Origin of the sequence: Nonomuraea sp. NPDC049152 (genome assembly GCF_040648355.1) — a bacterium.
Lineage (GTDB): Bacteria > Actinomycetota > Actinomycetes > Streptosporangiales > Streptosporangiaceae > Nonomuraea.
The window spans coordinates 190116-209827 of record NZ_JBEZDO010000007.1; the positions used below are offsets into that span (position 1 = coordinate 190116).

At 70.0% G+C, this 19712-nt stretch carries 25 protein-coding genes; 11 read left to right on the forward strand and 14 right to left on the reverse strand.

Going from position 1 to position 19712, the window contains the following annotated elements; all coding sequences use genetic code 11:
- Positions 1 to 53: 53 nt before the first annotated feature.
- From AB0B45_RS15850 to AB0B45_RS15865, 4 genes are read right to left on the reverse strand one after another with little or no spacing between them, the layout of a single operon-like run.
- Complete coding sequence (locus AB0B45_RS15850) at positions 54 to 218, reverse strand: hypothetical protein (RefSeq protein WP_358130747.1); 165 nt, start codon at positions 216 to 218, stop codon at positions 54 to 56.
- Positions 206 to 742, reverse strand: a complete 537-nt coding sequence (locus AB0B45_RS15855; RefSeq protein WP_358130750.1) for a hypothetical protein — start codon at positions 740 to 742, stop codon at positions 206 to 208. The genes AB0B45_RS15850 and AB0B45_RS15855 overlap by 13 nt, the downstream gene beginning before the upstream one ends.
- On the reverse strand, positions 732 to 1247 hold the full coding sequence (locus AB0B45_RS15860) for a hypothetical protein (RefSeq protein WP_358130753.1): 516 nt from the start codon (positions 1245 to 1247) through the stop codon (positions 732 to 734). Before AB0B45_RS15860 ends, AB0B45_RS15855 begins: the two co-directional genes overlap by 11 nt.
- Positions 1244 to 1945, reverse strand: coding sequence for a hypothetical protein (locus tag AB0B45_RS15865; protein ID WP_358130756.1), 702 nt, complete (start codon positions 1943 to 1945; stop codon positions 1244 to 1246). The genes AB0B45_RS15860 and AB0B45_RS15865 overlap by 4 nt, the downstream gene beginning before the upstream one ends.
- Positions 1946 to 2133: 188 nt before the next feature.
- Here AB0B45_RS15865 and AB0B45_RS15870 point away from each other — a divergent pair, with 188 nt between their 5' ends.
- Entirely contained in the window at positions 2134 to 2709 is a 576-nt protein-coding gene (locus AB0B45_RS15870) for a hypothetical protein (protein WP_358130759.1), read from the forward strand.
- A 108-nt stretch (positions 2710 to 2817) separates the two neighbouring features.
- Here AB0B45_RS15870 and AB0B45_RS15875 read toward each other — a convergent pair whose 3' ends face one another.
- On the reverse strand, positions 2818 to 3705 hold the full coding sequence (locus tag AB0B45_RS15875) for a phosphotransferase (RefSeq protein ID WP_358130762.1): 888 nt from the start codon (positions 3703 to 3705) through the stop codon (positions 2818 to 2820).
- Between the two features lie 230 nt (positions 3706 to 3935).
- Between AB0B45_RS15875 and AB0B45_RS15880 the strand changes: the two genes are divergently transcribed.
- On the forward strand, positions 3936 to 4970 hold the full coding sequence (locus tag AB0B45_RS15880) for an acyl-CoA desaturase (protein ID WP_358130765.1): 1035 nt from the start codon (positions 3936 to 3938) through the stop codon (positions 4968 to 4970).
- Here the strand turns inward: AB0B45_RS15880 and AB0B45_RS15885 are convergent.
- On the reverse strand, positions 4944 to 5156 hold the full coding sequence (locus AB0B45_RS15885; protein ID WP_358130767.1) for a hypothetical protein: 213 nt from the start codon (positions 5154 to 5156) through the stop codon (positions 4944 to 4946). The genes AB0B45_RS15880 and AB0B45_RS15885 overlap by 27 nt on opposite strands.
- A gap of 104 nt (positions 5157 to 5260) precedes the next feature.
- Here AB0B45_RS15885 and AB0B45_RS15890 point away from each other — a divergent pair, with 104 nt between their 5' ends.
- The 5 genes from AB0B45_RS15890 to AB0B45_RS15910 all read left to right on the forward strand — a co-directional run bounded on the left by AB0B45_RS15890 (position 5261) and on the right by AB0B45_RS15910 (position 9393).
- Positions 5261 to 6346: a sensor histidine kinase gene (locus AB0B45_RS15890; RefSeq protein ID WP_358130770.1), complete on the forward strand. Its 1086-nt coding sequence runs from the start codon at positions 5261 to 5263 to the stop codon at positions 6344 to 6346.
- On the forward strand, positions 6343 to 7011 hold the full coding sequence (locus tag AB0B45_RS15895) for a response regulator transcription factor (RefSeq protein ID WP_358130773.1): 669 nt from the start codon (positions 6343 to 6345) through the stop codon (positions 7009 to 7011). The genes AB0B45_RS15890 and AB0B45_RS15895 overlap by 4 nt, the downstream gene beginning before the upstream one ends.
- A 64-nt stretch (positions 7012 to 7075) precedes the next feature.
- Entirely contained in the window at positions 7076 to 8326 is a 1251-nt protein-coding gene (locus AB0B45_RS15900; protein ID WP_358130775.1) for a cytochrome ubiquinol oxidase subunit I, read from the forward strand.
- A 9-nt stretch (positions 8327 to 8335) separates the two neighbouring features.
- Positions 8336 to 9073, forward strand: coding sequence for a cytochrome d ubiquinol oxidase subunit II (locus AB0B45_RS15905; RefSeq protein ID WP_358130777.1), 738 nt, complete (start codon positions 8336 to 8338; stop codon positions 9071 to 9073).
- 188 nt (positions 9074 to 9261) lie between these two features.
- A complete protein-coding gene (locus AB0B45_RS15910; RefSeq protein ID WP_358130780.1) occupies positions 9262 to 9393 on the forward strand; it encodes a hypothetical protein in 132 nt (43 codons plus the stop codon).
- A 97-nt stretch (positions 9394 to 9490) separates the two neighbouring features.
- Here AB0B45_RS15910 and AB0B45_RS15915 read toward each other — a convergent pair whose 3' ends face one another.
- Positions 9491 to 10207 (reverse strand): SDR family oxidoreductase, encoded by a 717-nt coding sequence (locus AB0B45_RS15915; RefSeq protein ID WP_358130783.1) that lies wholly within the window; start codon positions 10205 to 10207, stop codon positions 9491 to 9493.
- A 66-nt stretch (positions 10208 to 10273) separates the two neighbouring features.
- Between AB0B45_RS15915 and AB0B45_RS15920 the strand changes: the two genes are divergently transcribed.
- Complete coding sequence (locus AB0B45_RS15920; RefSeq protein WP_358130786.1) at positions 10274 to 10837, forward strand: TetR/AcrR family transcriptional regulator; 564 nt, start codon at positions 10274 to 10276, stop codon at positions 10835 to 10837.
- Here the strand turns inward: AB0B45_RS15920 and AB0B45_RS15925 are convergent.
- Entirely contained in the window at positions 10824 to 12485 is a 1662-nt protein-coding gene (locus AB0B45_RS15925; protein ID WP_358130788.1) for an alpha-amylase family protein, read from the reverse strand. The genes AB0B45_RS15920 and AB0B45_RS15925 overlap by 14 nt on opposite strands.
- Before the next feature lie 36 nt (positions 12486 to 12521).
- On the opposite strand from AB0B45_RS15925, the gene AB0B45_RS15930 reads away from it, so the two are divergent.
- Complete coding sequence (locus AB0B45_RS15930; protein WP_358130791.1) at positions 12522 to 12866, forward strand: hypothetical protein; 345 nt, start codon at positions 12522 to 12524, stop codon at positions 12864 to 12866.
- A 29-nt stretch (positions 12867 to 12895) separates the two neighbouring features.
- Positions 12896 to 15106 carry a protein translocase subunit SecD gene (gene secD / locus AB0B45_RS15935; RefSeq protein ID WP_358130794.1) on the forward strand — a complete coding sequence of 737 codons (2211 nt, stop codon included), beginning with the start codon at positions 12896 to 12898 and terminating at the stop codon, positions 15104 to 15106.
- A gap of 120 nt (positions 15107 to 15226) precedes the next feature.
- Here the strand turns inward: secD and AB0B45_RS15940 are convergent, their stop codons facing one another.
- From AB0B45_RS15940 to AB0B45_RS15965, 6 genes are all read right to left on the reverse strand, one after another.
- Positions 15227 to 15598: a response regulator transcription factor gene (locus AB0B45_RS15940; RefSeq protein WP_358130797.1), complete on the reverse strand. Its 372-nt coding sequence runs from the start codon at positions 15596 to 15598 to the stop codon at positions 15227 to 15229.
- On the reverse strand, positions 15598 to 17028 hold the full coding sequence (locus AB0B45_RS15945) for a PAS domain S-box protein (RefSeq protein WP_358130800.1): 1431 nt from the start codon (positions 17026 to 17028) through the stop codon (positions 15598 to 15600). Before AB0B45_RS15945 ends, AB0B45_RS15940 begins: the two co-directional genes overlap by 1 nt.
- Positions 17029 to 17073: 45 nt before the next feature.
- Entirely contained in the window at positions 17074 to 17457 is a 384-nt protein-coding gene (locus AB0B45_RS15950; protein WP_358130802.1) for an ATP-binding protein, read from the reverse strand.
- 71 nt (positions 17458 to 17528) lie between these two features.
- Positions 17529 to 18164 carry a response regulator transcription factor gene (locus tag AB0B45_RS15955; RefSeq protein ID WP_358130805.1) on the reverse strand — a complete coding sequence of 212 codons (636 nt, stop codon included), beginning with the start codon at positions 18162 to 18164 and terminating at the stop codon, positions 17529 to 17531.
- A 15-nt stretch (positions 18165 to 18179) separates the two neighbouring features.
- Entirely contained in the window at positions 18180 to 18578 is a 399-nt protein-coding gene (locus tag AB0B45_RS15960) for a hypothetical protein (protein WP_358130808.1), read from the reverse strand.
- 47 nt (positions 18579 to 18625) lie between these two features.
- A complete protein-coding gene (locus AB0B45_RS15965) occupies positions 18626 to 19387 on the reverse strand; it encodes a tyrosine-protein phosphatase (RefSeq protein WP_358130810.1) in 762 nt (253 codons plus the stop codon).
- A gap of 127 nt (positions 19388 to 19514) precedes the next feature.
- On the opposite strand from AB0B45_RS15965, the gene AB0B45_RS15970 reads away from it, so the two are divergent.
- Positions 19515 to 19712, forward strand: a complete 198-nt coding sequence (locus AB0B45_RS15970; protein WP_358130813.1) for an EF-hand domain-containing protein — start codon at positions 19515 to 19517, stop codon at positions 19710 to 19712.

Here is a 19712-nt window from a genome sequence, read left to right on the forward strand (position 1 = left end):
GCACCGGAACCGCGCCAGACCGACGCGCTCAGCAGGAAAGCCGAGTTGTGGCTTCAAGTGCTGCCGGAGTTGGCGTACCCGGCGTTGAGTCCTGCCCAGAGGAACAGGAGGACGGCAGGGCCCTTCAACACCCATGGAACGGCGGCGCCCAACACGATGGGCACCGCGATCACCGCGGGGTGAAGACCCAGCCGGCGCAGTGCGATCACAGGCGGCACATGGCGATCGTCAGGCCGGTGTAGCTGTCGCCGTCGTTCCAGCGGACGAAGGTGTTCGCGTCGGAGCAACGGTAGGTGGTGCCGGAAGAGGTCCACCGCCAGGCGTTGCGCCTGGCGCAGGTGGTGACGCGGGTGGAGGTGTAGCCCTCGTCGTGGTAGCCGCGCCACCCCTCGAAGTGGCGTCCCCTGGTGCCGGACGAGCAGGGGTAGCTGCCCATCCGCCAGCCGCCGAAGCAGACCCTCTTGTTGTCCACCCACCAGTTGTTGGCGCCCTCGCCGTACCCGTTGGGGTAGCCGTCCCTGCAGTTGGAGGCGGTCCACTCCGAGGTGGGTCCCGCGGCGTGCGCGGCCCGCCTGGACAGGACCCACTCGAACGGCACGAGCGTGGCGGAGATCGCGCCGACCACGAGGCCCCGCATCACGGTCCGGCGGGAGAGCGGGGAGTCGGGGATGAGACTACGGACGAGGCTCGGGGACGCGCCCTCGGGCGCGGTCTCGGCCGAAGGAATGAGATCAAGACGCATGGCTGCTCCCGGAGGTCGAAAGGGAGGGGAAGAGTTCGGCGAACAGGGCGGGCAGGTCGGTGTCGGCGTAGACGAACCGCCGGTCCGTGACCTGTCCCGCGGCGTCGACCGCGTACACGCAGGGGGTGTATCCCTCGTAGAGCGCGGTCCACAGCTCGGGATCGGCCAGCTTCTCGACGGGTCCGTCGAACTTCTGGGCCGAGTCCGCGTGGGAGAACACGGCGACGACACGGGTCGTGGCCGGCGGCGCGGCCGCGGCGGCGCTCCAGACGCCCTGGCAGATGGAGCAGTTGGCGTCCAGCATCAGGACGAGCGTGCCGTCCTGCCCCTTGGCGGGCCTGAGCGCCTGCGGCACCTCGCGCACCTCGTCGTCGAGGCGAGCGTTGCCCGGCTTCAGCACGGTCTGCTCCATTATCCGGAGCCGGGCGTAGACCGCCCCCACCGCGAGGATGGCGAAGACCGACAGGAGCAGGGCCAGCAGGGCCAGAGCGGTGGCGAGGCTCACCCGCCCCACACCGCCTTGAGGCCTGCCAGGACGGCAGCGGCCTTGTCGTGCTCCTCGGTGTTCCTGAGCTGCGCGGACTCCGCCGCCCGCCGGTGGAAGACGACTTCGGTGATGGAGGTGGCGTTGGCCATGATGTACCGCCACTCGAAGGGGGTGCCCTTCACCGCCTCGGCCTGCTCGGGGTCGAGCTCCAGCGGCTCCTTCCACACCTCGGCGTCGCCCTGGGTCGCGCCCTTCCAGGTGGGGAGTTCCTCTCTCGCGCCGCGAGCGTCCTTGATCATCACAACCAGGCGCTCGCTGGAACCGATGATCACGGTGGTGGACTGCTGGAGGTTCGCCACGGGGTCGGCGGAGACCAGCCGCGCGCCCTCGGGGGAGTCGGCGAAGGTCAGGTTCGCCACCAGGCGGTTCAGTACGGCGCGGCGGGGTGCGGGGCCGCCGAACCAGGTGGTCGCCTCGTTGTGGGGGCCCGCCCAGACCAGGCAGCTGTTGGTACGGTCGGCCGCTTCGTACAGCACCAGGTCGAAGCCCGAGCGGCGGAAGGTCTCGATGCGGCCGCCAGGGAAGATCTTTCTCGGGATCACGTCCCGCTGGCCGGCCGGGGCCAGGTCGAAGCTCTGGACCAGTGCGGCTCCCGCGAAGCGGGTGTGGCCGTGCCAGCTCAGCGCGTCAGCCTCGGGAGGGAGCGTGATGTCCACGCGGGCCCCATCAGGAGCTAACCGAACAATTTGCGAGAGAGTCGCGACCACGGATCCCCTTAGGTAGTAGAGCACAAGATCCTTCATAGTGTTGGATCTTCGGCGGCCGATCGTCAAGGAATTCGGGAAATCCGGAAATAGCGCAAGTATCAATTAAATTCACACTGACTTCGGCGTGTAATGGGATCATGACCCGTACAAGCTTCTTTCTGGCCTTACTTCTCGCCTTTCTCATGGCGGCAATGCCCGCCTGGGCGAAAGGGGTCGACAGGGGGATCGTCACCGGCCCAGGCCTCGCCGGCCCGCTCAGGATCGGCCCGGACGACGAGAGGACGTCGGCGAGCCTGGATCTGATCCGCGAGGGCTCCGGTGTCAACGTCGCGCTGATCGCCGAGCTGCCGGGCGACTTCCGCCCCGATCCCCCGCCGGGTGATCTCGGACCGCGCTACCGCCTGGCCTGGCACCTGCCGGAGGACGACTCCGAAGTCGTTCAGGATCTCTATCCCTACGCCGCTGGAGCACCGGTCGTCCACACCCCTGCCCAGAAGCACGTCGTCCGCACGGGCTGGCGCCAGGCCCCGGCCTTCCTCAAGGACGCGCTGGTGGGCATCGGCCTGCCGCGCGATGCGCCTGACGAGTGGACATGGTGGTGGTGGGCGGCGGCGCCCGTGGCGGTCATCGCGATCGCCGGGGTCGTGGTGGTCTGGCGCCGCCGCGCGGCAGGAGCGCGGGCGGGTGATCGGCGGCCTACCTCTTCCGCATGACGCCGGCCATCCGCCCGGAGAGATGACCATCGACCCTGGCGGGACGGCCGGCAGACCTGGTGGGTGACCGCCTGCGCGCGCTGGCGGCGGTGCGAGCCGTCCGCCGCGTCAGGGGGTCAGGTCGTGGAAGAGGGCGACACGCCGGCGGTGGTAGTCGAGGTCGTCCTCGTCGTGGACGACACCGGCGGCGACGGCCTTGTGGAAGTAGGCGTACTCGCGGCGCAGCTTGTGCCTGATCAGCTGCGCCAGTTCCTCCTCCGTCAGAGGGGACGCGGTGCCGCCTGCCTCCAGGTACGCGTCCACGAACTCCTTGCTCGGGCCCAGGTCGTCGTCGCCCCACTCCAGGGCGGCGGCGGCCAGTTCGACCTCGGGCGCGCCGACGAACACCTCATCCCAGTCGAGCACGGCGACGATCACGCCGTTCCTGGCGAGGGTGTTGCCGGTGTAGTAGTCGCCGTGGAGAGGGTGCCTGACCTGGTGGGTCCGGTGGAATCCGGCCAGCCATCGGTCCAGCGCGGAGTCGTCGAGGCCGGCCGCGTCGTGGGGCGGCTCGCCGTACAGGCCTGACTCCTGGAAGGCGGGCGTCGGGCGCGGGCCGGGGCGGGCGCCGGCCAGCGCCGTGTGCAGGTGGGCCAGCAGGTGCGCGCCCTGGATACGGTGCTCGGGCAGGTCGGAGTCGGGCCAGTCGCCCTCGATGTACGGCCAGAGCGAGATCGGGCGGCCTTCGACCCTGATGACGGTGTCGCCGGTGGGAGTGGGGACGGGGGCGACGGCCTCGGGCAGCCGGGCGGCGGCGTGGCGGGCGACGGCGTGGCACCACTCGGATTCGGCGGTGGCGCGCGACTCTGGCCCCACGCGGACGACGTGGTCGCCGAGGAGGTAGGCGGCCGACTCCTCGCCTCCGTACAGGCGCCGTCCTTCGTCGTCGGGTGTGCCCCAGGTGGTGCTGACGGCTCGGCGGATGGTGTCCGTGAGCGGGGTGCTGGCGTAGATCACCTTTCCAGTCTGGTCGACCCGCCCTTCCGATGGCGGGCGTCTTTCGCGGCCAGGGCATCGGGAGGGGGGAGTTAGGGTCCTTGAGGGCGGTCCTCCCGGCGAACGGCACGGGGGCGGGCTCGGGAAGGAATTTGGACAGAGATTGCAGGGCACCGAACTGACGATCTATTGCCTCCGAATGGGATGGCACGTCAGGGTGGGGCCATTGTCCGACGCTCATGAGGAGCCCCGTGACCGAGGTACCCGTCACCGTCGAAGCCCGAGGCAGTGACTTCGCCCGACTGGCACGCAAGATCAATGAAGCCGGCCTGCTCGACAGGCGGCCCGTGTACTACACCCTTCGCCTCAGCCTGGTAGGCCTCGCCTTCGCCGGCGGGTGGGTGTCCTTCGTCCTGCTGGGCGACTCCTGGTGGCAACTGCTCGTCGCCTTCGTGATCGCCGTCGCCTTCGCCCAGGTCGCGCTGGCCGCGCACGACCTGGCTCACCGGCAGGTGTTCCGCAACCGCAAGCCGAGCGAGTTCGCGGGCCGCCTCGTCGGCAACCTGCTCATCGGTATGAGCTACGGCTGGTGGACCGACAAGCACACCCGCCACCACGCCAACCCGAACCACGAGGACCACGATCCCGACGTCTCTCCCGCGGTGATCGTCTGGTCGACCGATCAGGTGGAGCGCGCCCGCGGGCTGCCGAGGTTCGTGGCGCGCTGGCAGGCGTTCCTGTTCTTCCCACTGCTCACGTTCGAGGGCTGGCACCTGCACGTGGCCAGTTTCAAGGCGCTGCGCAACAGGTCGATGAAGCGGCGCGGGCTGGAGGGGGCGCTGTTGGTGCTGCACTTCGTGTGGTACTTCGGGCTGCTCTTCAGCGTGCTGCCGGTCGGCAAGGCCGTCGTGTTCGCGCTGGTGCACCAGGCGGTCTTCGGGGTCTACCTCGGCTGCACGTTCGCGCCCAACCACAAGGGCATGCCCATGATCACCGCGGAGGACGAGCTCGACTTCCTGCGCAAGCAGGTGCTGACCTCGCGCAACGTGCGCGGCGGCTGGATGGTGGACGTGGCTCTCGGCGGGCTCAACTACCAGATCGAGCACCATCTGTTCCCGAACATGCCCACCCCCAACCTCCGCAAGGCGCAGCCGATCGTGCGGGCGCACTGCGCGCAGCTCGGGGTGGAGTACCTGGAGTCAGGCCTCGTCAGCTCGTACGGCCAGGCACTCCGCCACCTCTACGAGGTCGGCGAGCCCCTAAGAAGAGCCAAGGCGGGAGCGTAGCGCGTCGCGCCTGGCCTCGAGCTCGGCGATCAGGGCGTCCTGCTCATCGGCCATGGACAGCATCGCCGCCCTTTCGATGGCGTCGGTCGCGCCCATGTCACTGATCTGGCTGCGCAGTTCCACGTTCGCCGCTTTCAGCTTCGCCAGGTCCTCTTCGAGCTGGCGAAGCTCATCCTGTGTGCTCATTCCGGTCCCCTACCCGAGCGGAATGCCTTCAATGTGTGGACCCAAGCCGCCGGCGCGCGCCGGCGGCGGCCCGTCGCCCGGGGAAGCCGCGACAGAATGGGCGCATGAGAGTGACGATCGGCGTGATCGCGGTCATCCTGCTGGGCACCGTGGCGACCGCGCTGTTCAAGTCGGGCGTCAGCCCCGACGCACTCGACATCGCCCTGCCGCTGGTGGCGTGCGGCGCGCTGTTGCTCAGGCAGAGGCATCCCGTCGCCGTGCTGCTGGTCGTGACGATCGCGACCGCCGTCTACTACCCGTCCTCCCGCCTCGACGGGCCCATGGTGCTGGCCATCATGCTCGCCCTCTACACCGCCGCCGACCTGGGCCATCTGGTGGCCGCCTGCACCGTCGCCGCCGTGTCGCTGCTGGGGATGGGGGTGGGCGAGACCCGCGGCGTCAGGCACGTCGACGACAGCCTGTTCCTCATGATCACGGGCTGGATGGTCGCCGCGGTGGCGGCGGGTGGGGTGACCCGCAACAGGCGCGCCTATCTCCAGGAGGCCGAGAAGCGGGCCGCCGAGGCCGAGCACAGCAAGGAGGAGGAGGCCAAGCGCAGGGAGACCGAGGAGCGGCTGCGCATCGCGCGCGAGCTGCACGACGTGCTCGGCCACAACATCTCGTTGATCAATGTGCAGGCGGGGGCGGCGCTCCACGGCATCAGGAAGCGGCCCGAGGGCGCCGAGGAGGCGCTCAGGGCGATCAAGGAGACCAGCAAGGAGACGCTGCGCGAGCTGCGCACCACGCTGGGCGTGCTGCGTCAGGTCGACGAGGACGCGCCGACCGCCCCCACCGCCGGCCTGCGGCAGCTCGGCGAGCTGGTGGGCCGCACCGGCCTCGACGTCTCCACTGAGCTGTCGTACGGTGACCCGCCCGTCGAGGTGGACCTCGCCGCCGCGCGGATCGTCTCCGAGGCGCTGACCAACGTCTCCCGTCATTCGTCCGCGGGAAGCGCACGGCTCACAATCACCGAAAAATCCGGAAAAATGGTCATCACGGTAGAAGACGACGGTCCCTCCGTCGTCTTCACGGGAGGAAGCGGGTACGGCGTGCAGGGAATGAAGGAGCGGGCATCCGCCCTGGGCGGCACGCTGGAGGCGGGACCGCGCCCCGAGGGCGGCTACCGCGTCGTCGCCGAGCTGCCGCTGTGATCCGCGTCCTGCTGGCCGACGACCAGACGCTGGTGCGGGCCGGGTTCCGCTCGATCCTGTCCGGCGAGGACGACTTGGACGTGGTCGGCGAGGCCGCCAACGGCGTCGAGGCCGTGGCCAAGACCCGCGAGCTACGCCCCGACGTGGTGCTCATGGACATCAGGATGCCCGAGCTCGACGGCCTGGAGGCCGGCCGCCGGATCGTCACCGACCCGCGACTGGCGAGCACCAAGGTGATCATCCTGACCACCTTCGACCTCGACGACTACGTCTACGGCGCGCTCAAGGCCGGCGCCAGCGGCTTCCTGGTGAAGGACACCGAGCCCGCCGAACTCATCCACGCGGTCAGGGTGGTGGCACGAGGGGACGCGCTCATCAGTCCCTCGATCACGCGCAGGCTCATCGCCGAGTTCGCCGGCCGGGTCAAGCGGCCCGCGCCGGGTCCCGAGCTCAACTCGCTGACCGAGCGTGAACGCGAGGTGCTCGAACTGGTCGCGCACGGCCTGTCGAACGACGAGATCGCCGCCCGCCTCGTGCTCAGCCCCGCGACCGCCAAGACGCACGTCAGCCGCATCATGACCAAGCTGAACGTGCGCGACAGGGCGCAGCTGGTCGTCATGTCCTACGAAGCCGGTCTCGTCACCCCCGGATGGCTTACACCCTAGGGAGTACCCGTCACACAACCACGGGCTGACGCCGTGACGCATGCCGTACCGAGACGGTCGTGGCATGGAAACGGTAGACCTGGCCCGCCTGCAGTTCGCGCTGACCGCGGGAGCGCACTTCCTCTTCGTCGCGCTGACGCTCGGCCTCGCCACGCTGGTGGCGGTCCTGCAGACCAGGGCGACGCTGACCCGCAGCCCTCTGCACATGCGGATGGTGCGGTTCTGGGGCCAGCTCTACATCATCAACTACGCCATGGGCATCGTGACAGGGCTGGTGATGGAGTTCCAGTTCGGGATGTCGTGGAGCGGGTTGACGCACTTCGCGGGCAACGTGTTCGGCGCCGCCCTGGCCATGGAGACGCTCGTGGCCTTCTTCATCGAGTCCACGTTCCTCGGCCTGTGGATCTTCGGGTGGGACCGGCTCAACAGGTGGGCGCACCTGGCGCTGATCTGGATCGTGACGCTGACCGCCTACGCCAGCGCCTTCTGGATCCTGATCGCCAACGGCTTCCTGCAGAACCCGGTCGGCCACAAGGTCGTGGACGGCGTCCTGCGGCTCGACGACTTCGGCGCGCTGCTCGCCAACCCCGCCTCGCTGGTCGCCTTCGGCCACGTCCTCGGCGGCGCGATGGTCGTCGGCGGCTTCTTCATGGCCGGCGTGAGCGCCTACCACCTGCGTAAGCGCACCCACGAGCAGGAGTTCTTCCGCAAGTCGCTCAGGATCGGCATCGGCCTGGCCCTGCCCGCCACGCTGATCACCGCGACCTTCGGCGGCATGGGCTTCGACACCCTCCAGCCGGGCAAGGCCGCGGCCTGGTCGGGCGGCGCGGCCGACCTCGCCCAGGTGCAGGCCGACATGGTGGCGCGCTTCGGCCCCGGCGACTACCTGCCCCCTGTCGACCTGGTGCGGACCGCGGGTGTCACGATGATGCTGCTGTTCGCGGTCATGCTCTTCTTCTCGGCGGCCAGCTTCCTGCTCATGCTGTTCCGGCCCGCCGTCCGCGGCCTGCGGATCTGGCACTGGCTGCTGACCGCGATGATCCCGGTCCCGTTCGTCACCATGCTGGCCGGATGGGTCTTCCGCGAGGTGGGCCGCCAGCCATGGGCGGTGTACGGCCTGCTGACCACGGCCGACGCGATGTCCCCGCTCACCGCCACGGAGGTGCGCGTCTCCCTGATCGCCTTCAGCGCGGTGTTCGGGGTGCTGATCCTCGTCAACTACTGGCTGCTGGCCAGGACGGCCAAGCGAGGCCCCGACGCCGTCGCCCTGGGCGGCCGCCCGATCGAGACCCCCGCCCCCGCTCTCACCTTCTGAGGAAACACCATGGAGATCTTCATCCTGGCCTTCTTCGCCCTCGGCTACTTCCTCCTCGCGGGCGCCGACATCGGGGTGGGCATGCTGCTGCCGTACCTCGGGAAGACCGCCGCCGAGCGCAGGACCGTCATCGCCGCGATCGCTCCCTTCTTCCTGGGCAACGAGGTGTGGCTGGTCGCGTTGGCGGGAGTGCTCGCCGGGCTGTTCCCCGAGCTGGAGGGTGAGCTGCTGACCGGCAACTACCTGGCTCTGGTGGCGCTGCTGGTCAGCTGGATCGTCCGCGACATGGGGCTGTGGCTGCGCGGCAGGGTGCAGGGGGCGCGGTGGCAGGCCGGCTGGGACGGGGCGATCGTGGCCGGCTCGTGGGGGCTCGCGCTGGCCTGGGGGGTGATCTTCACGCAGATCCTGCCGGTGCCGATCGTGGCCGCCCTCGTGGTGGCGCCGCTGTTCGCGACGCACGGGCTGGCGTTCGCGGGACTGCGGCTGACGGGAGAGCTGCGGGAGCGGGCCGTACGGCTGACCGGGAGGTCGGGCGAGGGACGCACCTACGCGCTGACGGCGGCGGCGCTGACCGGGATCGTGCTGCTGGCGGGGGCGTACCTGGAGCCTGCGGCATCGGCGGCGGACGCGGCGACGCTCGCGCTGCTGGTTCCGGCGGTGCTGGTCCTGATGCCGCTGCTGGTGGTGGCGCAGGGCTTTGTCTGGTGGACCTTCCGCGGGCGAGTGACGGGCCCGTCGTACCTGTGACCCGAGCCGCCCGGGAAAGGGGCCGGGGGCTCAGGTGAGGAGGAAGTCGCGGATCAGTGTGGTGATCTCCGCGGGGCGCTCGAGGAGGACGACGTGTCCGCTGTCCACCTCCGCGTAGGAACTGCCCGCGATCCCCTCGTGCAGCGCCCGCGCGTTCGAGCACCAGCCTGCGCACCAGCGATGGGTTCTTGGCCGCGACCGCCGCCGCCACGACCGCGCCGAGCGAGAACCCGACCAGGTCGTACGGCTCCTCGGGCAGGTCGGCGGTCACGTGGGCGGCCAGCTGGTCGACGCTCAGCTCGCCGGTCAGCCGGGAGTAGTCCGGTGTGATCACCTGGCGCACGTCCGAGAAGCCGTCCACCAGGTGGGCGTAGTTGGTGGCGGGATCGCCGGCGGTGCCGTGGACGAGGACGAGGTTCACAGGTTCGCTCCGCCGGTCGCTTCGATCGTGGTGCCGGTGATGAACGAGGCCTGCGGCGAGGCCAGGAACCCGATCGCGTCGGCGATCTCCTCCGGCTCCCCGACCCTGTTGACGGCGTGGCGGGAGGCGGCGTAGGCCCTGCCGTCTTCGTCCAGCCACGCGGCGTTCGCGTCCGTGTCGATGATCCCGGGGGCCACGTTGTTGACGGTGATCCCGCGCGGCCCCAGCTCCTTGGCGAGGGCGAGCGTGAAGGTCTGCACCGCGCCCTTCGTCATCGCGTAGGCGATGCCCTCGGGGTAGGCGATCCTGGCCGCCCCCGAAGTCACGTTGATGATCCGGCCTCCCGAGGGGATCAGCGGGAGCAGCCGCTGGGTGAGGAAGAACAGGTCGCGCACGTTCACCGCGAACACCTGCTCGTACTCCTCCCTGGTCACCTCCGACAGCGGCTTCGGCAACCCCACGCCGGCGTTGTTGACCAGCACGTCGAGGGAGGTCACCTCGGCCGCCAGGACTGAGACCGCGTCCGGCGAGCCCAGGGCCGCCCGGACGGCGACGGCGCTGCCGCCCTCCTTCTCGATCGACGACACCACCTCCCCGGCCGCCGACGTGTCGCTGGCGTAGTTCACCACCACGTGGAAACCGTCGCGCGCCAGCCGTAGGGCGGCGGCCCTGCCGATCCCCCTGCTCGCTCCTGTCACGAGGGCAGTCCTCATCACCCGCACCTTTCTTTAGCGATCGATACAGAAACCCTAACATAGCGATCGCTATAGAATGGATCCATGGCGAGACAGCGATCCTTCGACAGGGACGAGGCGCTGGAGAGCGCGCTGCGGGAGTTCTGGCGGCACGGGTACGAGGCGACCTCGGTCGCGAGCCTCACCCAGGCGATGGGCATCCGCCCGCCCAGCCTGTACGCCGCCTTCGGCGACAAGCGCAGGCTCTTCGAGGAGGCGGTCACCCGCTATCAGGAGACGCACGGCGCGTTCACCACGCGAGCACTGGCCGAGGCGCCCACGGGCCGCGAGGCGATCGAACGGGTGCTGCTGGAGGCGGCCGAGCAGTACACCGACCCCGCCCACCCGCCCGGCTGCCTGATCATCTCGGCGGCGGTGAACTGCGGGCCCGAGTCGGCCGAGGTCGAGGAGTGGTTGCGCGGGTTCAGGCAGGCGGCCAAGGAGGCGCTGGAGGCCAGGATCGGCGGCCCTGACGCGCCCGCCCTCGCCGTCTTCTACGCCTCGGTGATCCAGGGCATGTCCACCCAGGCCCGCGACGGTGCCACCCGCGAGGAGCTGGAGCGGGTGGCACGTCTGGCGATGCTGGCCTATCCCGCTACTGCGCGGTGATCGAGGCGTCCTCAGGCGGCATGTCCTCGCGCGGGGCCGCGCGCAGCCAGCGGCAGCCGTGCGGCGACATCGGCAGCCGCACCTTGCCGTCGATGATCTCCATCGTCTCGTCGGCCAGGAGGTCGGTGAGCATGCGGTCGCCCAGGTCCTTCAGCACCAGTTCGACCTCGGCCGCGGTGTCGGACAGGTTGTGGACGGCCACCACGGTCGAGCCGTCGGCGTCGCAGCGGTGCGCGACGACCGCGGGGTGGCCGGTCTTCAGCACCGTGTTCTCGCCCCAGGCCAGCTCGGGGCACTCCCTGTAGCGCTCGATGAGCAGCTGGAACCAGCGCAGCAGCGAGTCGGGATCGCGCTTCTGGTCGGCGACGTTGACCCGTTCCGGCCCGAAGGTGCCCTTGGGCGTCTTACGCACGGGCGTGGCGTCGCTGAAACCGCCGCTCCGCGACCACTGCATCGGGATCCTGACCGCCATCCTGCCCTCTTCGTCGAGGTTCTCCCCCATGCCGATCTCCTCCCCGTAGAAGATCACCGGGGTGCCGGGCATGGAGAGCAGCAAGCTGTAGGCCATCTTGATACGGCGCAGGTCGCCGCCGAGCATCGAGGGCAGCCTTCGGCGCAGGCCCCTGCCGTAGATCTGCATGTCCTTCTCGGGACCGAAGGCGTCGAAGACCTCCTGCCGCTCCTCGTCGCTGAGCTTGTCGAGGGTCAGCTCGTCATGGTTGCGGAGGAAGGTCCCCCACTGGCTGTCCTTGGGCGGCTTGGAGCGGGCGCTCAACGCCTCGACGATCGGCCCCGCCTCGTTCCTGGCCAGCGCCAGCCAGGTGCGCTGCATGAGGATGAAGTCGAAGCACATCGTGAGCTGGTCGCCGTTGCCGTCGCCGAAGTAGGCGACGAGATCCTTGTAGGGCAGGTTGACCTCGCCCAGCAGGATCGATCCCCCCTCGCGCCTGCTCATGAAGGCGCGCAGGTCGGCCAGGAAGGCGTGCGGGTCGGGCAGCTTGTCGCCCACGTTCTCGATGAGGAACGGCACCGCGTCCACCCTGAACCCCGACAGGCCCAGCTCCATCCAGAAGCCGAGGATGCGGGCGATCTCGTCGCGCACCTCGGGATTGGCGACGTTGAGGTCGGGCTGGAACCGGTAGAAGCTGTGAAAGTAGTACTGCCCCGTCTTCTCGTCGAGCTCCCAGAGTGAGTCCTCCTTGTCGGGGAAGACGATCGCCTTGGGGTCGTCGGGCTCCGGCGTGTCGCTCCAGACGTACCAGTCGCGGTACGGCGAGTCCTTGCTCGACCGCGACGCCTTGAACCACGGGTGCTGGTCGGAGGTGTGGTTGACCACCAGGTCGGCGATCACCCGCATCCCCCTGTCCTTCGCGGTGCGCATGAACTCCACGAAGTCGCCGAGCGTGCCGAGGCGGGGGTCGACGCTGTAGAAGTCGGTGATGTCGTACCCGTCGTCCTTGTTGGGGGTCGGGAAGAAAGGCATGAGCCACAGGCAGGTGACACCCAGGCTGTTCAGGTAGTCGATCTGCTGGGTGAGACCGCGGAAGTCGCCGATGCCGTCGCCGTCGCCGTCCTTGTACGTCTCGACGTCGAGACAGTAGATCACCGCGTTCTTCCACCAGAGATCGCTGGTATAGGTCAGCCGCATCCGCCTCCGCTACCCGTTCAGGCGTAAGGTGAACGCGTGCGGACCAGGTTGCCTGCTGCGCTGCTGCTCCTGCTGTCCGCGCTCTTCGTGGCCGGCGGGACGACGCCGCCTGCCTCGGTCACGGCCGCCGTCCACGCGCAGATCGCCAGGGCGGCCGATCACCAGCAGATCCTGCCCCACCCCGCCAGGCCCCATGCCCACGCCGGCAAGGGCGTTCACGCCGTGGGGGGCGGCGGCCTCGCCGTACTCACGGCCAGGCCTCCCTACGGCAGGCACGCCCACCTCGCCACTGCCGTCGACGTCCGTCCGCGGGCGCTCGGCGGCGAGCATCTCAGGAGAGCGCCCGCCCGCGCGCCTCCGTCCTCCACCTCGCTCACCTGATCCCAACCAGAGAGCCCTGTGGAGGACTCATGTCCCGTGCGCCGTTGTGGCGCGCGGTGGCGGCGCTTGCCGTCATCGCGACTTCGTTGTTCCTAGCCTTGACCATGCCGCCGCGCCTCGGCCTCGACCTGCGCGGCGGCACCCAGCTCGTCTTCGAGACCAGAGACTCGCCCACCGTGAAGGCCGACGCCTCGGCCACCGACCGAACGCTGGAGGTGCTGCACCGCAGGGCGGACGCGCTGGGCGTCGTCGACCCGACCCTCGTCCGCTCGGGTGACAAGCGCATCATCGTCGAGCTGCCCGGCGTGCTCGATCCGCGCAGGGCCGCCGAGGTGATCGGCAGGACCGCGCAGCTCTCCTTCCACGCCGTCCTCGGCGACGACGGCCAGTCCCGCGACGAGTACGGCAGACCGCTCCGCCTCGGGCCCGCCGTGATCAGCGGCGACGGCGTCACCGACGCTGCGGCGCGCACCGATCCGCAACGCGGCGCCTCCTGGTTCGTCTCCGTCGACTTCCGTGAGACGGGGCCGTGGCAGAAGCTGACCGGGGCGGCAGCCTGCGAGCCCGTCGGCGATCCCAAGCGCAGGGTCGCCATCGTGCTCGACAACAAGATCATCTCCTCGCCGCAGGTGAACGAGGGGACGCCTTGCCGTACCGGCATGCCGGGCGGATCGACCGACATCACCGGCTCCTTCACCCCCGAGGAGGCGCAGAACCTCGCGGTGCTGATCAAGGGCGGCTCGCTCCCTGTGCCGCTGCAGATCGTCGAGCAGCGGACGGTCGGCCCGACGCTCGGCGCCGACGCCATCACCGCCAGCGCCCAGGCCGCCGTCGTCGGCGTGATCCTGACGGGCGCGTTCATCATCCTCGTGTACCGGGTGGTCGGCCTGCTCGCCGCGATCGCGCTGGTGAGCTACGGGCTCATCTCCTACGCCGCGCTGGTCGCCCTCGGCGCGACGCTCACCCTTCCAGGCCTGGCCGGCTTCGTGCTGGCGATCGGCATGGCCGTCGACGCCAACGTGCTCGTCTTCGAGCGGGCCAGGGAGGAGTACGGCGGAGCGGGCCTGAAGAGCGCGCTCGACCAGGGGTTCAGGAAGGCGTGGAGCGCGATCGCCGACTCGAACATCACCACGCTGCTCGCCGCGGGCCTGCTGTTCTGGCTGGCGTCGGGCCCGGTGAAGGGGTTCGGCGTGACGCTGTCCATCGGGGTGCTCGCCTCGCTGGTGTCGGCCCTGCTCATCACCAGGGCGCTCACCCAGTGGATCATCGGCAGGGTCCCGCCGCGCGCCTCGGGTGTCGACTCGATCGGCAGGGTGCGCACCTGGCTGACCGCCCGCAACCCCTTCGTCATGCGGCACGCCAGGCGCTGGCTGGCCGGCGCGGCCGTCCTGGTGGTGATCGCGGTCGCGGGGCTCGTCTCGCGCGGGCTGAACTTCGGTGTCGAGTTCACAGGGGGACGGCTCGTCGAGTTCGCGACGGCCACGCCGATGAAAACGGACGCGGCCAGGGCGGCGGTCTCGGGGGCCGGGTTCCCTCAGGCGGTCGTGCAGAGTTCGAACGAGGCGATCTCGGTGCGGACGGGCCAGATCGGGGCCGACGACGTCGACCGGATCCAGCGGGCGCTCGGCGGCCAGGTCACCAAGGTGCGCGACGAGCTCATCGGGCCCTCGATCGGTGCGGAACTGCGGCGCAACGCGCTGATCGCGCTGGGTGTCGCGTTGGCGGCGCAGCTGGTCTACCTGGCGGTCCGGTTCAGGTGGACTTTCGGCGCGGCGGCGGTGCTGGCGCTGATCGTGGACACGGCGGCCGTCGTGGGGGCCTTCGCGTGGTCCGGCAAGCCGATCGACGGGGTGTTCCTCGCGGCGATGCTGACGATCGTGGGGTACTCGGTGAACGACAAGGTGGTGGTCTTCGACAGGGTGCGCGAGCTGTGGGCGGCCCAGCGGAAGGCGCCGTTCGCCGAGGTGGTCAACCAGGCGATCCTGCAGACCGTGCCGCGGACGGTGAACACCGGGCTCGGCGCGCTGTTCATCCTTGCGGCGCTGGCGGTGTTCGGGGGCGACTCGCTACGGGACTTCGCGATCGCGTTGCTGATCGGGATCGTGGTGGGGACGCTGTCGTCGTCGCTGGTGGCGGGGCCGCTGGCGATCGTGTTCGAACGGCACAGCAAGCAGCCGCCGCCCTCGCCGCCCGTCCGCCGTACCCCTCGTCCTCGCGAGGGCTCGGGCGCGGTGGTCTGACAGGCCCGTCCCTGCCACCGGACCCCAGCCCCGTGACCACCCGCGCGGCCGCTCAGGCGGTCGCGGGGCCGGGGTCTCCCGGGGGAACGGACACCCCGGGAGGACGGCGGCGTGGGGAGGCTAGGGGCGGGAGGCGGTACGGCGGACGGCGGCGACGATGTCGGCGTTCGGGACCCCCTTCAGGAGGTACTCCGTCACCCCCGCCCGCCACATCTCCTCCACCGACCGGGCATCCCCGTAGGCCGAGAACGCCATGATCGCAGTCCGCGGCGACCTGCTCCTGATCCCGCGGGCCGCGTGCGCGCCGCCTCCCGGCATCCGCACGTCGAGGATCGCCACCGCGGGCAGGTGCCGTTCGGCCAGCACGATCGCCTCCTCCGCGTCCCCTGCCACGGCGACCACGTCCAGATCGGGCTCGGCGCGGAGCACCTCCGACAGCGCCTCCCTGATCATCGGCTCGTCGTCGCCGATGAGCACGGTCAGCGGGGTCATCACTCGCTCTCCCCGTACGGAAGCGCCGGCACCCAGAACTCCACCGTCACGCCCTGGCCCTGCGTCCCCCTGATGCTCCACCAGCCCCCGGCGGTCTCCGCGCGTTCGCGCATCTCCAGCAGCCCGAAGTGGTCGCGTCTGGTCAGGAGGTCCACCGGCCTGGCCAGGCCGACGCCGTCGTCGGCCACCCTGACGAGCACGCCGTGGTCGACGGAGACCAGCGACAGCGCCACGCTCTTGGCCCTCGCGTGCTTGCGGACGTTCGTGAGCGCCTCCTGCAGGATGCGGAAGATCGTGATGCCGGCTTCGGGCGGCGGCTCGCGGACGAGGTCGTGGGTGACGGTGAAGGTGAGCCCGGCTCCCGACGCCACCTGGTCGAGGTAACCGCCGATCGCGTCGATCAGGCCCTCGCCGTCCAGTCCAGGCGGGGTCAGCCGGAAGGTGAGGCCGCGCAGGCGGTGGATGGCGGTGCCGACGGCCTCGTCGAGCCGTGCGACGGAGGCGGCGTGCTCGGGCGGCAACCGGTTGGCCAGGAGTTGCAGCCGCATCCCGACGGCGACCATCGACTGGATGGTGTCGTCATGAACGTCCCACGAGATGCGCCGCCGTTCGAGCTCCTGCGCCTGGACCAGGTGGGCGAGCAGGCGTCCGCGTTCGTCGAGCGTGCGCTCGGCCGTACGGCGCTCGGTCATGTCACGGGTGACCTTGCCGAACCCGCGCAGCCGCCCCGACGCGTCGAACAGCGCGGTGATGACGACGTTCGCCCAGAACCGGCTGCCGTCCTTGCGGACCCGCCACCCCTCGTCCTCCAGCCGCCCCTCCGCGATCGCGGTCTCCAGTTCGCGATCGGGCTTGCCGGAGGCGACGTCCTCCGGCGGATAGAAGATCGAGAAGTGACTACCGATGACCTCCTCGGCCGTGTACCCCTTGATCCGCCGCGCGCCCGCGTTCCAGCTGATGATCCGGCCGCTCGGATCGAGCATGAAGATCGCGTAGTCGACGACGCTCTGCACCAGGAGGCGGAAGCGTTCCTCGCTCTCCCTGAGCGCCTGGTCGACGACTCGGCGCTCGGTCATGTCACGGGTGACCTTGCCGAACCCGCGCAGCCGCCCCGACGCGTCGAACAGCGCGGTGATGACGACGTTCGCCCAGAACCGGCTGCCGTCCTTGCGGACCCGCCACCCCTCGTCCTCCAGCCGCCCCTCCGCGATCGCGGTCTCCAGTTCGCGATCGGGCTTGCCGGAGGCGACGTCCTCCGGCGGATAGAAGATCGAGAAGTGACTACCGATGACCTCCTCGGCCGTGTACCCCTTGATCCGCCGCGCGCCCGCGTTCCAGCTGATGATCCGGCCGCTCGGATCGAGCATGAAGATCGCGTAGTCGACGACGCTCTGCACCAAAAGTTGGAGGTCTTTGTCGTCAACTGCCATACCGCAGCTTCGCACGTGGACCCCTGTCCGCGGTATGCCAGGCGTTCAGACGGCGGAACCGACGGCCGCCACCAGTTCGCACCACACCACCTTGCCGTCGTCCAGCGGCGAGGTGCCCCAGCGGGCGGACAGCCGCTCGACCACCTGGAGCCCCCAGCCGTCACGCGGCCCCGGCTCACGCGGCGTGGGCAGCTCGGCGGCGGAGTCGCCGACCTCGACGCGGATCCTCGACGCGCCTCCCGACAGGCGCAGCAGCGGCGGGCCGTCGCCGTGCAGCAGCGCGTTGGTCACCAGCTCGGAGACGACGAGCAGCACGTCCTCGCGCACGCCGCGGTAAGCGGTCTCGGTCAGGAACCGTTCGGCGAGCTCACGGGCGGCCGTGATGCTCGGCAGTTCCTGTTTCAGCCGCTCCTCGATCTGGTGACCCATGCACCCACTTTCCACATGGCAGGGTGTGCTCACGAGACGCAGCTACGTCAAATCCGTCTAGTGCAAACGCATCAGTCGAGCAGGCCGTCCCTGCGCGCGATGACCACGGCCTCCAGCTTGGAGCGCGCGCCCAGCTTCTCCAGCACCCGCTGGACGTGATTGCGGGCGGTGTTGCGGGCCACGCCGAGCTGCTGGCTGATCTCGGCGGTGCTGGCCCCTTCGCCCAGCAGCGTCAGCGTCTCGCGTTCCCTCGCGGTCAGCTCGCCGCGGGGCTGCGCCGTCCTTCCCGTCAGCCGGTCGAGCACCTCGGCCAGCAGGTCGGGCGCGAACACCACCCCGCCCGCGGCGACCTCGCGGACCGCCGCCTCCAGCTCCTTCAGCCCCGACGACTTGGTCACCAGCCCCGCGCCGCCGGCCTCCGCGACCTTGGTGGCGACCGACGCGCTCGCCTCTCCCGTGAGGATCAGCACGCGCGCCCCATGGGCCGCGGTCGTGAGCCTGCCGATCGCCTCGATCCCGTCGCCGTCGGGCAGCCGGCGGTCGAGGAGCACCACGTCGGGCTGCCACCGTCCCGTCTCGGCGGCCGCCTCCTCCAGCGAGACCGCCCTGCCCACCACCTCGATGCCCGACGCGAGGTCGAGCGCCATGCCGAGCGCCTCGGCGACCATGTCATGGTCCTCCACCAGCAGCACCCGGATTGACGGCATGGGGCTCATTCTCCTTCAGCCCTGAACGCGCCTGGCCGCCAGGGCGGCGCCGACCCGCTGGACGTCCGCGTCATCGGCGGAATCGAGGCCGGTCAGGGCTGCCACCTTGCGCAGCCGGGCGAGCCATACGACCAGCTCCTCCACTCGCTCCCACGGACCGGACCAGGGAACGAGCACGCTGCCGCCCGACCCGTCGAGCAGCGGCAGCGCGGGCCCCTCACCGAACGCGTCCAGCTCGCGCAGCAACCGGTGCACCCTGCGCCGCGTGGCGACGGCTGTGCTCTCCTCCATCGCCAGGCTCATCACCAGGTAGCGGGGCGCCAAACCCTCGGCGGGCTCGCCGCTCATCAACGCCGACGTCAGGCGGTGCCTCACCTGCTGTTCCTCGGTCGAGGTGACCGGCGACGCGATCACGGTGGACTCGCCGGTCCCCTACGAGATCGTGTACCCCGACGGGCGGGTCAGTCCAGGTACAGGTCTCTGAGGGCGGCTAGGTCGTCGTCCGTGAGGCCGAGGGCCTCGCGGACGTACCCGTCCACGTCACCGTAGAGGTCCGCGATGGTGTCGAAGGCGGTGTCCAGGTACGGCTCGCGCACCTCCAGCAGCGGCCGCACGACCTCGGTGGCGACCCCCGTGCCTTCGAGCATCGCGTAGATCCTGCCGGCCGCCTCCGCCAGGTGATCGTTGCTGGCCAGGTAGTCGGCCATGACCGTCCGCCGGTCGACGCCCAGCACGGTGAGCAGGAGCGCGACGCCCCAGCCTGTGCGGTCCTTGCCCGCCGTACAGTGCATGAGCGTGCCAGGCCTGGACAGCGCGCGCAGCAGGTCGCCGAAGGCGGCGTGCGCGTCCGGCGTGGTCACCATGCCTCGGTAGACCTCGACGAGGAAGCCCTCGGCGATCTCGGGCGAGGTCAGCGACGCCACGAGCGAGGGGTCATCGAACAGGGCGGCGATGTCGGCGCCGTGGCCGCCCTGTCCCTGCACGTCGAGCACCAGGTACTCGACGCCGTCCGGGATCCGGTCGGGCTGGGCGGCGCGCTCGCTCGCCGTACGGAGATCGCACACCAGGCGCACCCCGCGTGCGGCCAGCGCCTCCTGGTCGGCGGGGGTGAGCCGGTCGAGCGCGCCCGAGCGGAAGGCGAGTCCTGTTCGGACCTTCCTGCCGTCGGCGGCGACATGACCGCCGATGTCACGCAGGTTCGGCGCGGAAGCGATGAACTCCATGAAACGCGACGATATCCGCAGGGTCGGTCCTTCAGGACAGCGGGCGGATCGCCGTGTGGTCGACACTGACCGCTTCCTTTGACCGAGTGAACGGCAATAAGCGATAAATGAGACTAACCTCTCGCCCATGAGTGACTACGCGATCACATTTGACCTCGTCGACGCCAACAACGACGGTTTGATCTCCGCCGAGGAGCTGGTCCGCCTGATGGAGGTGCTCGGCCAGCCCATCACGCTCGAGGCCGCGCAGGCCGGCGTCGCCAGGCTGGACCGTGACGGCGACGGCCTCATCTCGCTTGAGGAGTTCGGCTCCTTCATCCAATAG

What these genes read in the sequence shown, in the direction of transcription:
- AB0B45_RS15940 (WP_358130797.1), bottom strand. Translation starts at nt 15,598, where the DNA reads ATGACCCCGCTGACCGTGCTCATCGGCGACGACGAGCCGATGATCAGG.
- AB0B45_RS15905 (WP_358130777.1), top strand. Translation starts at nt 8,336, where the DNA reads ATGGAGATCTTCATCCTGGCCTTCTTCGCCCTCGGCTACTTCCTCCTC.
- AB0B45_RS15945 (WP_358130800.1), bottom strand. Translation starts at nt 17,028, where the DNA reads ATGGCAGTTGACGACAAAGACCTCCAACTTTTGGTGCAGAGCGTCGTC.
- AB0B45_RS15955 (WP_358130805.1), bottom strand. Translation starts at nt 18,164, where the DNA reads ATGCCGTCAATCCGGGTGCTGCTGGTGGAGGACCATGACATGGTCGCC.
- AB0B45_RS15900 (WP_358130775.1), top strand. Translation starts at nt 7,076, where the DNA reads ATGGAAACGGTAGACCTGGCCCGCCTGCAGTTCGCGCTGACCGCGGGA.
- AB0B45_RS15870 (WP_358130759.1), top strand. Translation starts at nt 2,134, where the DNA reads ATGACCCGTACAAGCTTCTTTCTGGCCTTACTTCTCGCCTTTCTCATG.
- AB0B45_RS15855 (WP_358130750.1), bottom strand. Translation starts at nt 742, where the DNA reads ATGCGTCTTGATCTCATTCCTTCGGCCGAGACCGCGCCCGAGGGCGCG.
- AB0B45_RS15885 (WP_358130767.1), bottom strand. Translation starts at nt 5,156, where the DNA reads ATGAGCACACAGGATGAGCTTCGCCAGCTCGAAGAGGACCTGGCGAAG.
- AB0B45_RS15970 (WP_358130813.1), top strand. Translation starts at nt 19,515, where the DNA reads ATGAGTGACTACGCGATCACATTTGACCTCGTCGACGCCAACAACGAC.
- AB0B45_RS15915 (WP_358130783.1), bottom strand. Translation starts at nt 10,207, where the DNA reads ATGAGGACTGCCCTCGTGACAGGAGCGAGCAGGGGGATCGGCAGGGCC.
- AB0B45_RS15920 (WP_358130786.1), top strand. Translation starts at nt 10,274, where the DNA reads ATGGCGAGACAGCGATCCTTCGACAGGGACGAGGCGCTGGAGAGCGCG.
- secD (WP_358130794.1), top strand. Translation starts at nt 12,896, where the DNA reads ATGTCCCGTGCGCCGTTGTGGCGCGCGGTGGCGGCGCTTGCCGTCATC.
- AB0B45_RS15925 (WP_358130788.1), bottom strand. Translation starts at nt 12,485, where the DNA reads ATGCGGCTGACCTATACCAGCGATCTCTGGTGGAAGAACGCGGTGATC.
- AB0B45_RS15950 (WP_358130802.1), bottom strand. Translation starts at nt 17,457, where the DNA reads ATGGGTCACCAGATCGAGGAGCGGCTGAAACAGGAACTGCCGAGCATC.
- AB0B45_RS15890 (WP_358130770.1), top strand. Translation starts at nt 5,261, where the DNA reads ATGAGAGTGACGATCGGCGTGATCGCGGTCATCCTGCTGGGCACCGTG.
- AB0B45_RS15965 (WP_358130810.1), bottom strand. Translation starts at nt 19,387, where the DNA reads ATGGAGTTCATCGCTTCCGCGCCGAACCTGCGTGACATCGGCGGTCAT.